Annotated in this window: 17 protein-coding genes; 12 read left to right on the top strand and 5 right to left on the bottom strand. The window is 67.5% G+C overall.

Going from position 1 to position 13,485, the window contains the following annotated elements; translation table 11 throughout:
* The 6 genes from lptC (at nt 1) to hprK (ending at nt 4,323) form a co-directional block, all read left to right on the top strand.
* Nucleotides 1-618, top strand: a complete 618-nt coding sequence (gene lptC, locus BPET_RS02255) for an LPS export ABC transporter periplasmic protein LptC (RefSeq protein WP_041862644.1) — start codon at nt 1-3, stop codon at nt 616-618.
* Nucleotides 615-1,256 (top strand): lipopolysaccharide transport periplasmic protein LptA, encoded by a 642-nt coding sequence (gene lptA, locus BPET_RS02250; RefSeq protein ID WP_012247473.1) that lies wholly within the window; start codon nt 615-617, stop codon nt 1,254-1,256. Before lptC ends, lptA begins: the two co-directional genes overlap by 4 nt.
* A gap of 34 nt (nt 1,257-1,290) precedes the next feature.
* Nucleotides 1,291-2,082: an LPS export ABC transporter ATP-binding protein gene (gene lptB / locus BPET_RS02245; RefSeq protein WP_012247472.1), complete on the top strand. Its 792-nt coding sequence runs from the start codon at nt 1,291-1,293 to the stop codon at nt 2,080-2,082.
* A gap of 252 nt (nt 2,083-2,334) precedes the next feature.
* Nucleotides 2,335-2,673 (top strand): ribosome hibernation-promoting factor, HPF/YfiA family, encoded by a 339-nt coding sequence (gene hpf, locus BPET_RS02240; protein ID WP_012247471.1) that lies wholly within the window; start codon nt 2,335-2,337, stop codon nt 2,671-2,673.
* Nucleotides 2,674-2,921: 248 nt separating this feature from the next.
* A complete protein-coding gene (locus BPET_RS02235; protein ID WP_041863413.1) occupies nt 2,922-3,377 on the top strand; it encodes a PTS sugar transporter subunit IIA in 456 nt (151 codons plus the stop codon).
* Nucleotides 3,378-3,396: 19 nt separating this feature from the next.
* Nucleotides 3,397-4,323 carry an HPr(Ser) kinase/phosphatase gene (gene hprK / locus BPET_RS02230; protein WP_012247469.1) on the top strand — a complete coding sequence of 309 codons (927 nt, stop codon included), beginning with the start codon at nt 3,397-3,399 and terminating at the stop codon, nt 4,321-4,323.
* A 45-nt stretch (nt 4,324-4,368) separates the two neighbouring features.
* Here hprK and BPET_RS02225 read toward each other — a convergent pair whose 3' ends face one another.
* Together BPET_RS02225 and BPET_RS02220 are read right to left on the bottom strand one after the other, a co-directional pair.
* Nucleotides 4,369-5,658 (bottom strand): c-type cytochrome, encoded by a 1,290-nt coding sequence (locus BPET_RS02225; protein WP_012247468.1) that lies wholly within the window; start codon nt 5,656-5,658, stop codon nt 4,369-4,371.
* A gap of 9 nt (nt 5,659-5,667) precedes the next feature.
* Nucleotides 5,668-6,417, bottom strand: coding sequence for a c-type cytochrome (locus BPET_RS02220; protein ID WP_012247467.1), 750 nt, complete (start codon nt 6,415-6,417; stop codon nt 5,668-5,670).
* A gap of 165 nt (nt 6,418-6,582) precedes the next feature.
* On the opposite strand from BPET_RS02220, the gene rapZ reads away from it, so the two are divergent.
* A complete protein-coding gene (gene rapZ, locus BPET_RS02215; RefSeq protein WP_041862643.1) occupies nt 6,583-7,455 on the top strand; it encodes an RNase adapter RapZ in 873 nt (290 codons plus the stop codon).
* A complete protein-coding gene (locus BPET_RS02210) occupies nt 7,452-8,420 on the top strand; it encodes a septal ring lytic transglycosylase RlpA family protein (RefSeq protein ID WP_012247465.1) in 969 nt (322 codons plus the stop codon). The genes rapZ and BPET_RS02210 overlap by 4 nt, the downstream gene beginning before the upstream one ends.
* A gap of 46 nt (nt 8,421-8,466) precedes the next feature.
* On the opposite strand, the gene BPET_RS02205 is transcribed toward BPET_RS02210, so the two are convergent.
* Nucleotides 8,467-9,030, bottom strand: a complete 564-nt coding sequence (locus BPET_RS02205) for a methylated-DNA--[protein]-cysteine S-methyltransferase (RefSeq protein ID WP_012247464.1) — start codon at nt 9,028-9,030, stop codon at nt 8,467-8,469.
* Nucleotides 9,027-9,965, bottom strand: coding sequence for a 16S rRNA (cytidine(1402)-2'-O)-methyltransferase (gene rsmI / locus BPET_RS02200; RefSeq protein ID WP_012247463.1), 939 nt, complete (start codon nt 9,963-9,965; stop codon nt 9,027-9,029). The genes BPET_RS02205 and rsmI overlap by 4 nt, the downstream gene beginning before the upstream one ends.
* A 102-nt stretch (nt 9,966-10,067) precedes the next feature.
* On the opposite strand from rsmI, the gene BPET_RS25670 reads away from it, so the two are divergent.
* Genes BPET_RS25670 through BPET_RS02180 form a run of 4 tightly spaced genes read left to right on the top strand, consistent with a single transcriptional unit; the run spans nt 10,068 to nt 12,410 of the window.
* Nucleotides 10,068-10,556 carry a YraN family protein gene (locus tag BPET_RS25670; protein WP_012247462.1) on the top strand — a complete coding sequence of 163 codons (489 nt, stop codon included), beginning with the start codon at nt 10,068-10,070 and terminating at the stop codon, nt 10,554-10,556.
* A gap of 29 nt (nt 10,557-10,585) precedes the next feature.
* The gene (locus BPET_RS02190; protein ID WP_041863409.1) at nt 10,586-11,179 is read left to right on the top strand and encodes a phosphoheptose isomerase; all 594 of its coding nucleotides are present in this window, start codon (nt 10,586-10,588) and stop codon (nt 11,177-11,179) included.
* Entirely contained in the window at nt 11,176-11,916 is a 741-nt protein-coding gene (locus tag BPET_RS02185; RefSeq protein WP_012247460.1) for a BON domain-containing protein, read from the top strand. The genes BPET_RS02190 and BPET_RS02185 overlap by 4 nt, the downstream gene beginning before the upstream one ends.
* Nucleotides 11,916-12,410 (top strand): peroxiredoxin family protein, encoded by a 495-nt coding sequence (locus BPET_RS02180; protein WP_012247459.1) that lies wholly within the window; start codon nt 11,916-11,918, stop codon nt 12,408-12,410. Before BPET_RS02185 ends, BPET_RS02180 begins: the two co-directional genes overlap by 1 nt.
* Before the next feature lie 97 nt (nt 12,411-12,507).
* On the opposite strand, the gene BPET_RS02175 is transcribed toward BPET_RS02180, so the two are convergent.
* Complete coding sequence (locus BPET_RS02175; protein WP_012247458.1) at nt 12,508-13,293, bottom strand: MetQ/NlpA family ABC transporter substrate-binding protein; 786 nt, start codon at nt 13,291-13,293, stop codon at nt 12,508-12,510.
* Between the last annotated feature and the right edge of the window lie 192 nt (nt 13,294-13,485).

The raw sequence follows: 13,485 nt of genomic DNA, 5'->3' as shown, positions 1-13,485 counted from the left end.
ATGAAAGAACGCTTTCCCGCCCTCATCGCCCTGACGCTGCTCATCGCCCTGGTGGCCGGCACGTGGTGGGCCGCCGACTACGCCCAGCGCGCCATTCCCATCGATCCGCCGCGGCGGCTGACCCACGAAATGGACTCCTGGTCGCGCGATTTCGTCATGCTGCGCACCGACCCCACCGGCAAGCCGATCAACCGCCTCGAGGGCAAGTACGCCGAGCACTTTCCCGACGACGACTCCTACCACGTCACCGCCCCGCGCGCGATCGGCCAGCAGGAAGCCAACCCCATCACGGTCGGCACGTCGGACACGGCCATCATGGAACACGGCGGCAAGCGCATCGTCATGAACGGCAACGCCCACGTGCACCGCCAGCAAGACGCCAAGAACGACGCGCTGGACGTGCGCAGCGAACAGCTCATCATCCTGCCTGACGACGACGTGATCTACACCGACCTGCCCGCGGTCGTCCTGAAGGGCAATTCGCGCATGAGCGGCACCGGCATGCGCTACAACAACTCGACCCGGCAACTGCAGGTGTCGGCTTCCACCGACGTCGAGATCGCCAGCTCCGAAACAGGCAAGCGCCCCTCCGGCGGCGAAACCCGGAACTCACCATGACCCAATCACGCACTCCTCTCGCTTCGACGCGGCGTTTCGCCGCAGGGCCGTGGCAGGCCGTCATCGGCGCGCTGCTGCTCGGCACGGTTGCCTGCGCGCACGCCCAGCAACAGAAGCCCGCCGAAGAGCCCAGCACGCTGATCCTGTCCGACACCCTGCATTACGACGACGTAAAGCGCCAGAGCATCTTCACCGGCAACGTCGTGCTGACGCGCGGCCTCATGAAACTCACGGCCGATCGCCTCGAAGCCAACGAAGACGCGGCCGGCAACCAGTTCGGCACGGCCACGGCCAACAAGGGCAAGCTGGTCACCATTCGCCAGGAACGCCCCGAAACCTTCGAGGTCATCGAAGGCAAGGGCCTGCGCGCCGAGTACAACAGCACCAAAGGCGAGTTCGACCTCATCGGCCAGGCCCTCGTCACGCGCTACATCTGCGGCAAGCCGTTCGACACCATCCGCGGCGAGCGGGTGCGCTACAACGAGAAAACCGGCGTCTACCAGGCCCAGGGCGGGCCAAATTCGTCGGCGCCCGGCGGGCGCGTGCGCTCGTTTGCCGCGCCACGCGCCAAGGCCGACGCGGCCATCGCCGAATGCCGTGCCGCCAAGGGCGGCGCGAGCGCCAAACAGGGCGGCTGACCGCCCTTTCCTGCTGTCTTCATCCGCACCCACAATGACTCAAAATCCCACGCCGTCTCCCGCGCAATCCGCCTCCGGCGCCAAGCAGGGCAGCCTGCGCGCCACGGGCCTGCGCAAGGTCTACAACGGCCGCACCGTGGTGCAAGACGTGTCGCTGTCGGTGGTCAGCGGCGAAGTGGTGGGCCTGCTGGGCCCCAACGGCGCCGGCAAGACCACCAGCTTCTACATGATCGTCGGACTGGTGCCGGCCGACGCCGGGCGCATCGAAATCGACGACACGCCGATCACCTCGATGCCCATCCACAAACGGGCCCGCATGGGCCTGTCGTACCTGCCGCAAGACGCATCGGTGTTCCGCCGCCTGACGGTCGAGCAGAACATCCGGGCCGTGCTCGAGCTGCAGGTCGATGCCCAGGGCAAAACCCTGACCGAGCCCCAGATCAAAGAACAGCTTGAGGCGCTGCTCGACGAACTGCAAATCGGCCACATCCGCGGCAATGCGGCCATCTCGCTGTCGGGCGGCGAGCGCCGCCGGGTCGAGATCGCGCGCGCGCTGGCCACGCATCCGCGTTTCATCCTGCTCGACGAGCCCTTCGCCGGCGTCGACCCGATCGCGGTGATCGAAATCCAGCGCATCGTGCGCTTCCTGAAAGGCCGCGGCATCGGCGTGCTGATCACCGACCACAACGTGCGCGAAACGCTCGGCATCTGCGACCGGGCCTACATCATCAGCGAAGGCAAGGTGCTGACCGACGGCCAGCCCGACGAAATTGTCGGCGACCCGGCCGTGCGGCGCGTCTACCTCGGCGAACACTTCCGCATGTAACTGCCCCGCCTGTAACTGTCCCCTGGGAAAACCCCAGCCGTCCCGGCGCCCCCCCTTGGGGCCGTCCCGGCTTGTCCCAGGACAACTTGTTTTACCCGGCAGAGTCTATACACTAGAGTTGAAAGGCCGTCGTCACGCCGTGGCGGCGGCGGCAAGCTCAACCCATCTCAATCCCTCTTACAGGAGACCTTTCCCTCAATATCCCCGCGCGTTACCGCGCACCTGTTTTCTCTTTCAGAAGGAGAGCGCACTATGAACCTGAGCATCTGCGGTCGTCATCTCGACGTCACCCCGGCCATCCGGGAATATGTCATGAATAAACTGGCGCGAGTGCTGCGGCATTTCGATCATGTGATCGATACCCAGGTCATGCTCTCGGTAGAGCCCCTGCGGCATAAAGCCGAAATCACCATGAGACTGCGTGGCAAAGACATCCATTGCGAAGCCGTGGATGAAAACCTTTACGCAGCCATCGATCTGCTGGCCGACAAAATCGACCGCCAGGTCCTCAAGCACAAAGACAAGGTGCAAAGCCATACGGCAGAGTCAGTGAAGCGGCAAGCCGCTGCCGCCGCGCAGCAAACCCAGTAGTCCCGCGCTTCCTGCCCCTCAAGCCGTCGCACACCCGAGCTTGAACCCCTGGATTCCTCCGTGAATCCGTCTGATCCCGATGTCCCGCGAGATGTAACACCTTTCCCGCCGGGGCATCGGCAAATCACCCCGCATCGCCATCCCCCCTCCCGTTGCCGCCCGGAACCGACTATGCTTGCCGGATTCTGCAACAGGCGAGCGGCCGCAACGATTTTTGCACTGCGGCATATAACCATATAATGACCCGCATGAATCATTTGTCGCGCATTCTCCCCGCCGGCAACGTCGTTCTCGACATGCACGCCACCAGCAAGAAACGGGCGTTCGAGCAGGCCGGACTGCTATTCGAAAACCACCACGGGCTGGCCAGAACCATTGTGTTCGACAGCCTGTTCGCCCGCGAGCGCCTGGGGTCCACCGCCCTGGGACAAGGCGTGGCCGTGCCGCATGGCCGCGTCAAGGGGTTGGCAGAGCCGTTGGCGGCGTTCGTGCGCCTGGCGCAGCCCGTGCCGTTCGACGCGCCCGACGGCCAGCCGGTGGCCATGCTGATGTGCCTGCTGGTGCCCGAAACCGCCACGCAGCAGCACCTGGATATCCTGGCCGAACTGGCGCAGCTCATGTCCAACAAAGCACTGCGCGAGGCCCTGGCCACTGAAACCGACCCGGCCGAAGTGCACCGGATGCTCACCACGGGCCAACGCTGACTCTCTTAGAGCCGCTGCCATGCTTACCGTGCAGGAACTGGTCGACGACAACGCCGACAACATCCCCTTCAACTGGATCGCGGGCCATGGCGCCGCCGAGCGCAACATCCGCGACGACGGCATGGCCGCCGCCGACCTGGTCGGCCACCTGAACCTCATTCACCCGTCACGCATCCAGGTGTTCGGCCAGGAAGAGCTGGCTTACTACAGCCGTTTCGACCTGCGCCGCCGCACGCACCACATGGACGAGCTGCTCATCGGCGGGGTGCCGGCCATTCTGCTGGCCGATGGCCTGTCGCCGCCGCAAGACCTGATCGACCAGTGCGACCAGCACCAGGTGCCGCTGCTGTCCACCCCCGTGGCGGCCGCCCAGCTCATCGACCTGCTGCGCATCTACCTGGGCAAAAAACTCGCGCCCACCACCACCGTGCACGGCGTCTTCATGGACGTGCTGGGCCTGGGGGTGCTGATCACCGGCGAATCGGGGCTGGGCAAGAGCGAACTGGCGCTTGAACTGATTTCGCGCGGACACGGCCTGGTGGCCGACGATGCGGTGGAATTCTCGCGCATCGCGCCCGGCATGATCGAAGGCCACTGCCCGCCCCTGCTGCAGAACATGCTGGAAGTGCGAGGCCTGGGCCTGCTCGATATCCGCACCATCTTCGGCGAAACCTCGGTGCGCCGCAAAATGCGCCTGAAGCTCATCGTGCATCTGGTGCGCGCCACCGCACAAGACAAATTCGAACGCCTGCCGCTGCAAGACATCACCCAGGACATGCTGGGCATGCCGGTGCGCAAAGTCATGCTGCAAGTGGCGGCGGGCCGCAATCTGGCGGTGCTGGTCGAGGCTGCCGTGCGCAATACCATCCTGAAACTGCGCGGCATCGACACCCTGGGCGAATTCATGGAACGCCAGGCCATGGCGATCCTGCAAAGCAGCAAATAAAAAGGCCGCCCCACGCGGGCGGCCTGGTGTTGCCGCGAACCGGCCCTAATTCAACGTAGACGCATCGCGCACGCGCTTGACCTCGAACGGCGTGACGCGACCGGCCTGGTTGCCCCAGCTGGAACGAATATAAGAAACCAGCGCGGCGACGTCATTGTCGGCCAGTACCGGCGCGAACGGCGGCATGCCATGCGGCCGCGGATTGGCGGCTGTGGCCGGCGCGTAGCCCCCGTCGAGCACCATGCGGATCGCATTGACCGCCGAAGGCGCCGTCACCGTGGGGTTGCCCGCCAGCGCGGGCCAGGCCGTGCCACTGCCCTGCCCCTGTTCCTGGTGGCACTGTGAGCAGTGCTGCTGGTACAGCTTGCCGCCCAGGTCCATCAGCGCCGCCGAAGGCTGCGCCGGCGGCTGTTCGCTCCCGGCCGCCGGCGTGGCGGGCAGGGATTTCAAATACGTGCCCATGGCCAGCGCGTCGGCGTCGCTGAGGTATTGCGAGCTGCCCAGCACCACTTCGGCCATCGGGCCGCTCGCGGTAGAGTGCCGCGCCATGCCGGTTTGCAGCAGGGTAGCGATGTCTTGCGCGCTCCAGCGGCCCAGTCCGGTGGCCGGGTCGTTGCCCAGCGGCGGCGCGTACCAGTCCAGCCCCGCGATCAGGCCGCCGGCCAGGCCATCTGCCGCGCGGGTAGCGCCCAGGCGATTGCGGGGCGCATGGCAGGCCGCGCAGTGCCCCAGGCCTTCCACCAGGTAGCGGCCGCGGTTCCAGGGCTCGCTTTCACCGGCTTCGGGCTGGTGCACGCCAGGCCGGAAATACAGGGCGCGCCAGAAGGCCAGCAGGCCGCGCTGGTCGTACGGGAACGCCAGCTCGTGCGAACGGCTGGGCTGCTCCACGGGTTCGATGGTGCGCAGGTAGGCGAACAGCGCATCGGCGTCGGCCCGGGAAATGCGGGTGTACTCGGTGTACGGAAAGGCCGGATACAGCAGGCTGCCGTCTTTCGACTTGCCATTGTGCAGCGCCTGCCAGAAATCGTCGGCACTCCAGCCGCCGATGCCGGTTTGCGGATCAGGCGTGATGTTCGGGCCGTACAACGTACCGAACGGCGTGGGAATCGGCGTGCCGCCGGCGTAGGCTTTACCGCCCTGCGCCGTATGGCAGGCCATGCAATTGCCCAGGCGGGCCAGGTAGCGCCCCTGTTCGACCATGCCCGCGGCATCGGCAGGCGCGGTGGTGGCGGCCGGCACGGCGTCGTCGCGCGTGCCCATCCAGTACAGGGCGGCAAGCGCCGCCGCGCAAGCCAGCAGCACGGCCAGCAGGCTATAAGCGATGATGCGTTTCATGCCGGCCCCTTAGCGTTGTGCCTGGCTGCCGCATTCGGCAGGCAAGTTCGTCGAACCGGCCGGATCCGGCACGTAAGGTTCGACCACGGGGCGCGACGACAGCCACGCCGACAGGGCGCCGATGTCTTGCGGCGTCAGTTTGGCGGCGATGTCGCCCATGCAATCGGGCTCGGCCGCGCGGCGCAGGCCGTTTTTCCAGCCGCCGATCTGCGCGCCAATGTAGTCGCGCGGCAGGCCCAGCAGGCCTGGAATGGCCGGCGCCAGGCCGCTGAGCGCGGCGCCGTGGCAGGCTACGCAGGCTGGCAGCCCGCGTGCCGGATCGCCCTGGGTGGCCAGCACGCGGCCCTGCTCCAGCATGCCGGCCGACGCGGCCGGCGCCGCCGGCGGCGGATACGGCACGTGCTGGTCGGCGAAATAGGCGGCGATTTCACGCAGATAGGCATCCGGCAGCCCGACCAGCAGGTGCGCCATGGGCCGGTATTGACGCACGCCATCGCGGAAATTCAGCAGTTGGTGGTACAGATAGTCGGCCGGCTTGCCGGCCAGGCGCGGATAGTAGCCGTCGGGTCCCGCCTTGCCCTGCTCGCCATGACAGGCTGTACAGGCCGCGACGCGCGCCTGCATGGTGTCCGGCTGCAAGGTGGCGGCCTGGGCCGCGGCTGGCCCGGCCGGCCAGGCCAGCGCCGCGCCCGCCGCGGCCAGCGCGGCAAGGTAGCGCCGCGTCCGCGACATATAGTAGAAAAGGGGAATTGCTGACATTGCTGCGTATGCTGACTGCGTATGCTGATAAAACGGGGCCAAACGCCCCGGCGGTACAAGGTTACCCTATCGGGGCGGAAGGCACAGGAACGATCGTGCAGTTCACGGTCATCAGAGGGGATTGCGCGCGCATTCCGGCGGCAAAATCATGCAACAATCAAGACCATGCTAAAAGTTGTCCTCATTACCGGCATCTCCGGCTCAGGCAAGTCGGTGGCGCTGCGTATGCTCGAAGACGCCGGCTATACCTGTATCGACAACCTGCCGGTGCGGTTTCTCAGCGAGTTCGTCGCCGGCGCGCGCGACGACGGCCTGGAACGTGTCGCCATTGCCATCGACGTGCGCTCGCCCGGCGAACTGGCCGAGCTGCCAGGCGTCATTACCGCCATGCGCGCCATGGGCACCTCGCTGCGGGTGGTCTTCCTGGACGCCAATACGCACACCCTGGCCCAGCGGTATTCTGAATCGCGCCGCCGCCATCCGCTTACCGACCGCCTGTCGCGCGGCGGCCAGACGCCGTCGTTGCTGGACTGCATCGCGCTCGAACGCGACCTGCTCGCCCCGCTGCGCGACCAGGAACACGTCATCGACACGTCCGATCTTACCCCCGGCCAGTTGCGCGCCTGGATCCGCGATCTGGTGCAGGCCGACCGGCCCCCGCTGGTGCTGACTTTCGAATCGTTCGCCTACAAGCGCGGCGTGCCCAGCGATGCCGACCTGGTGTTCGACGTGCGCTGCCTGCCCAACCCCTATTACGACCGCACCCTGCGCCCGCTGACCGGCCGCGACGAGCCCGTGGCCACCTGGCTGGCCGGTTTCGAAATCGTGGGCCAGATGATCGACGACATTGCCGGCTACTTGCGGCGCTGGCTGCCGCAGTACACGCAAGATACGCGCAATTACCTGACGGTGGCCATCGGTTGCACCGGCGGCCAGCACCGGTCGGTGTACGTGGTCGAGCAACTTGCGCTGCGCTTTGCCGAACACGACCCGCTGCTGGTGCGGCATCGCACGCAACTGCCGGACGAATCCACATGAGCCGCAGCCGCCTGATTCTCGCGCCGGTGCTGCTGGGCCTGGCCGTGCTGATCGCCGGCTGCTCGTCGACCGGCACGCGCAAGGCCGGCGGCTACTACCAAGACGACGGCCCGGGCGCCAACCCGCCCGCCAACCTGGACAATATCCCTGATGCAGTGCCGCGGCTCGAGCCGCTGGCCAGCGGCGCCAACCGCCCGTATACCGTATTCGGCAAACGCTACGTGCCCATAGCCGACAACGACCATGCCTACAAAGAGCGCGGCATCGCCTCCTGGTATGGCAAGAAATTCCATGGCCAGCGCACGTCTATCGGCGAAATCTACGACATGTACGCCATGACGGCGGCCCATCCCACCATGCCGCTGCCCAGTTATGCGCGGGTCACCAGCAGCATCAACGGGCGCACGGTCATCGTGCGCGTCAACGACCGCGGGCCCTTCCACAGCAACCGCATCATGGACCTGTCCTATGCCGCGGCGCGCAAGCTCGGCATCATCGGGCCGGGCAGCGGCGAAGTGACGGTGGAGCGCATCCTGCCTGAAGAAATCCGCTTGGCGCAGTCGCAAGGACGCAGCCTGGCCGGCTCGCCCAGCCCGGCAGCCGCCCGGCCCGCGGCCCTGGCCTCGGCAGACCCCGCCGCGCTGCCGGAGGCTGGCCAACTGACCATGACCGAACTCGCGCCGGCGTCTGCCGCCACGGCCCCCGCCGCCGCGCCACCCCCCGCGGGCCAAGGCGTCTACCTGCAAATGGGCGCGTTCAGCCAGCCCGCCAACGCCCAGAGCCTGATGCACCGCGTCAACAGCCAGCTGGATGCCGACGCGGGCATGCCCGCGGCCATGGTGCAGCAGGCCGGCAGCCTGTACCGGGTACGAATCGGCCCCTACAACGACCGGGCCGCCGCATTGGGCGCGGCCCGCCAGGTGGCCGACCGCACCGGCATCCTGCCCAGCCTGGCCGCGCCCTGACACAACCAACCCGGTACTCAGGCGCCTCGCCACGCCACACCAGGGCCTACCAGGGCAGCTCGGCCTGCCCGTCATCCACCCGGCGGGTTCGCGCGCCGCGGCCGGGGTAGCGGTGCCCTTCATGCGACAGCAGCGCCTGTTTGCGCGCCAGGCCGCCCCCGAAGCCGGTCAATGAGGTGTCGCGGCCAATCACGCGATGGCACGGAATGAAAATCGAGATGGGATTGCGCCCAATGGCCTGTGCCGCCGCCCGCACCGACTTCGGCCGGCCGATGGACTGGGCCAGGTCGCCATAACTGCAGGTGGCGCCGAACGGCAGGCGCAGCAGAGCCTGCCACACCGCCTGCTGGAAGGCCGTGCCTTGCGGGTCGAGGGCCACCTCGAACTCGCGCCGCTGCCCGGCGAACCATTGGGCCAGTTCGTCCCGCGCCTGCCCCAGAACGGGATGCCCGGGCGCCAGCCGCCAGGCCGGCGACGGCGGCGGCAAGTCCCATTGATCCAGGAACCACGCGCCGCGCAGCGCATCGTCGCTGGCCGCCAGGCGCAGCCCCCCCAGCGGCGTGTCGGTGTCCAGATAGGCCACCGCCTCGTTCGCGGCCAGGCGCTTCATGCGGATTCCTTTCTGGCCAGGGCCAGCGCATACAAGGCGTCACGCGGCTGTCCGGTCACTTTGGCCGCCACCCGCGCCGCGTCGCGCACCGACAGGCTTTCGAGCAGGGCGTCCAGCAAGGCCGTGGTGGCCGGGTCATCGGGCCCGGCGGCGGCCCCGGCATCGGCCTCGGCCGCATGCACGATCAGCACGAACTCGCCCTGCGCGCGGTGCGAATCGGCCGCCAGCCATTCGGCCGCCTGCGATAGCGGCAGGGTGGCGATCTGCTCGAACCGCTTGGTGAGCTCGCGCGCGATGGTCAGCATGCGCGCCGGGCCGCAGACTTCGAGCAAGTCCGCCAGGCAGGCGCCCAAGCGGTGCGGCGACTCGAACAACACCACCGGCGCGGGCAGCGCGCACCACGAGCGCAGCCAGCGCTGGCGCGCCGCCGTCTTGGGCGGCGCGAAGCCCGCGAACGCATAGGCGGGGTTCTCGTCGGACGTGACGCCGCTGCCCATCAGCGCGGCGATGACCGCGCTCGGCCCCGGCACCGGAATCACCGCATAGCCCGCGGCCCGCACGGCGCGCACCACGCGCGCGCCCGGGTCGCTGACCGCCGGGGCGCCGGCATCCGATACCAGCGCCACCCGCTGGCCCTGCGCCAGGCGCTGGCAGATGTCTTGCGCGGCGGCGGCTTCGTTGTGGCGATGCGCCGCCATCAAGGGGGTGGATATTCCCCAGGCCTCCAGCAGGCTGCGGCTGGAGCGCGTGTCTTCGGCGGCGATCACGTCGGCGCGGGCCAGGGCCTGCCAGGCGCGCAGGCCCAGGTCGCCCAAGTTGCCGATAGGGGTGGCCACGACATACAGCGCGGCTTCGGGCCAGTGCTGGCCGGACACGCGCTCGGCCATGCGGCTCCAGGCATCGCCGATGGTCGCGGGCGGGACATTCTGATTCATGGGGGGCTGGCGGCTAGGCGGCAAATTGTGCCAGTGTAGCCGCCTGCCCCCGTCCACGTGGGGCGCCGTTCAGCTTTCAGCGCCGGCAGGCCCGGCACCGCCATGTCCGACACTTTCCTGGAAATCGCCTACGAGCGCGCCCGCCAGGCCCAGCAGCGCCAGATGAAGCGGCGCCGGGCCGCCGCGCATCGGGCCGCGCGCGGTCCTGCCCCGGCGCGGGCCCCGCGCGCCTCGCCTACCCAGCGGACGGGCACTGCCCACGAAGACCAGGCCCTGCGCCTGCTGGCCGGGGCCGGGCTGGTGCCGCTGGCGCGCAACCTGCACTGCCGGGCCGGCGAAATCGACCTGGTGATGCGCGATGGCGCCACGCTGGTGCTCGTTGAAGTCCGGGCCCGGGCAAACCCCCGATACGGCGGCGCCGCCGCCAGCGTCGGCCGGGCCAAACGGGCTCGCTTGCTGCGTTGCGCCGCCCTGCTGCTGCCGGACCTGGCGCGCCGCCATTGGGGCGGCCGCATTCCGCCGGTGCGCTTCGATGTGGTGGCTTTCGAAGCCGGGCGGGCAGACTGGCTGCCGGCCGCGTTCACGCTGTAGCCGCCCCTCGCCGTGAGATAATGCCGGCCATGGATATGACCTCTCGGATGACGTCGCACTTCCGCGACGCCATGGCTGTCTGCGAACAAAGCATGCACGCGCTGGCGGGCCCCCTGGCCGGCGCGGTCGACCTGCTCTTCGCGGCACTGGCCAACAACGGCAAAATTCTGGCCTGCGGCAATGGCGGCTCGGCCGCCGACGCCCAGCATTTCATCGCCGAACTGGTGGGGCGCTTCGAACGCGAGCGCCTGCCCCTGGCGGGCGTGGCCCTGAACACCGATACCGCCATTCTTACGGCGGTCGGCAACGACTACGGCTTCGAAGAAATCTACGAACGCCAGGTCAGCGCGCTGGGCCAGCCGGGCGACGTGCTGGTGGCCATTTCCACCAGCGGCAATTCCGCCAACGTGATCCGCGCCATCCAGGCCGCCCACGAGCGCGAAATGTCCGTCATCGCCCTTACCGGCAAGGGCGGCGGGGTCGTCAGTGAACTCCTGACCGCGCACGACGTCCATCTATGTGTGCCGCATGACCGCACCATGCGCATCCAGGAAATCCACGGCCTGCTGCTGCATGCCCTGTGCGACGGTATAGACGCCCTTCTTCTAGGAGACACCGAATGATGCCCGACGCCAAGACCGTTGCCCGCCCCCTGCTGCTGGCCGCCCTGCTCGGCACCGCCGCCCTATCCCTGTCGGCCTGCGCGCCGTTGGTGGTCGGGGGCGCGGCCGCCACCACCGCCGTGGTCATCACCGACCGCCGCACCTCGGGCGCGCAGCTCGAAGACCAGAACATCGCCTTCAAGGCCGAACGCCAGATCAGCGAAAAACTGGGCGACGCCGCGCGCGTCAATGCCATGTCGTACAACAGCGTGGTGCTGCTGACCGGCGATGTGCCCTCCGAGGCCGCCAAGGCGCAGGCCACCACGGTGGCGCAGGGCATCCAGCACGTCAAATCGGTGGTCAACCAGCTCAACGTCGGCCCGGCCGCCTCGTTCGCCACCCGCTCGAACGACACCTGGCTGACCTCCAAGGTCAAGACCGCGCTGTTGAACACCAAATACGTCCCGTCGGCCACCATCGCCGTCACCACCGACCGCAGCGTGGTATACCTGATGGGTCTGGTCACCGAAGCCGAAGGCAACTATGCCGCCACGGCCGCCTCTGAAGTCGGCGGCGTGGCCAAGGTGGTCAAGTTGTTCGAAATCATCAGCCGCGACGAAGCGCTGCGGCTGTCGGGTCCGGGTACGCAGCCGCAAGGCTCGCAATCCAGCGGCGGCGGCGCGCAGCAGCATGCCGCTCCCATCGAGTCCGGCGGCGGCGGCACGGTCAACGGCGTGCAAGCCATACCGATCAAGTAATGAAAAAGCTCATCCTCACCCTGGCCGTCGTGGTGGCGGCCGGCATCGGCGCCTGGTTCGTATGGCGGCCAGCGCCCCCGGCGCCCGACGTGGCCTTCACCACCATCGAGGGCAAGACCTTCAGCATGCACGACCTGCGCGGCAAGGTGGTGCTGGTGAAGTTCTGGGCCACCAGCTGCGTCACCTGCGTCAAGCAGATGCCCGGCGCCATCGACACCTACAACGAATACGCGCCCAAGGGCTACGAGACCGTGGCCGTGGCCATGAGCTACGACCCGCCCAATTACGTCCTGAACTTCGCCGAAACGCGCAAGCTGCCGTTCCCCGTGGCGCTCGATGTCAAAGGCGAGCTGGCGCGTTCTTTCGGCGACGTGAAACTCACACCCACCGCCTTTCTCATCGACAAGCAGGGGCGCATCATCAAGCGCTATCTGGGCGAATACGATCCGGCCGAATTCCACGCCGCCATCGAAAAAGCGCTGGCCGCGGGCTGAATCCCGCCGCCAACGCCAGACAAAGCGCCGCATTCCCGCCAAAAGCGAACGCCCCGCATGAGCGGGGCGTTCCGGCAGGCAATCTACCCGGCGAACATCAGAACGCCGGCACCACCGCGCCCTTGTACTTGTCCAGGATGAACTGCTTCACCGCGGAGCTGTGCAGCGCGTCGACCAGCTTCTTGATGGCCGGCGAATTCTGGTTGTCGGGGCGAGCCGCCACCAGGTTGGCGTAAGGCGAATCGGCGCCTTCAATGAACAGCGCGTCTTTGGTGGGCACCAGGCCGGCTTCCAGCGCGTAGTTGGTATTGATGAGCGCCAGTTCGACGTCGTCGAGCGCGCGCGGCAGCATGGCGGCCTCGAGTTCGCGGAACTTCAGCTTCTTGGGGTTCTCGGCGATGTCGAGCGGCGTGGCCACGATGTTCGACGGATCTTTCAGCTTGAGCAGGCCCTGCTTTTGCAGCAACAGCAAGGCGCGGCCGCTGTTGGAGGGGTCGTTCGGAATGGCCACGGTGGCGCCCGAGGGCAGCTCGGCCAACGACTTGATCTTGCGCGAATAGCCGCCGAAGGGCTCGACGTGCACCAGGCCTACCGACACCAGGTGCGTGCCGCGGTCTTTATTGAACGTATCCAGGTACGGCTTGTGCTGGAAAAAATTGGCGTCCAGCTCTTTGTCGGCCAGCTGCAGATTGGGCTGTACGTAGTCGCTGAATACCTTGATGTCCAGCTCGACGCCTTCTTTGGCGAGCACGGGCTTGACCACTTCCAGGATCTCGGCGTGCGGCACCTGGGTGGCCCCGACGACGAGCTTTTCGGCGTGGGCGGCGCCGGCCAGGAAGAAGGCGGACGCCAGCAGGGCTGTCCGGGCAAGAAGGAAGCGCATAGGTAACCTCGTGGGAATGGAACAGAAAGGGCCGCCAGGGCCGGATAGGCGGCGGCCGTTGCAAAAACGCCCCCAATTTACCTGAATGGCGGTTATTTGTCGGGCATAACATCATGGGTTTTGGATATAAGTAACTCGGCCGGACTACAATCTGCCGTATGCTTGCCCTGGCAGCGCCGAGCCCGCGCCGGC

The sequence above is a fragment of the Bordetella petrii genome (genome assembly GCF_000067205.1).
In the GTDB taxonomy this organism is placed as follows: Bacteria; Pseudomonadota; Gammaproteobacteria; order Burkholderiales; family Burkholderiaceae_B; genus Bordetella_A; species Bordetella_A petrii.
Note: the sequence above shows the minus strand (reverse complement) of the source record. Positions and strands in the feature narration are given on the sequence as shown.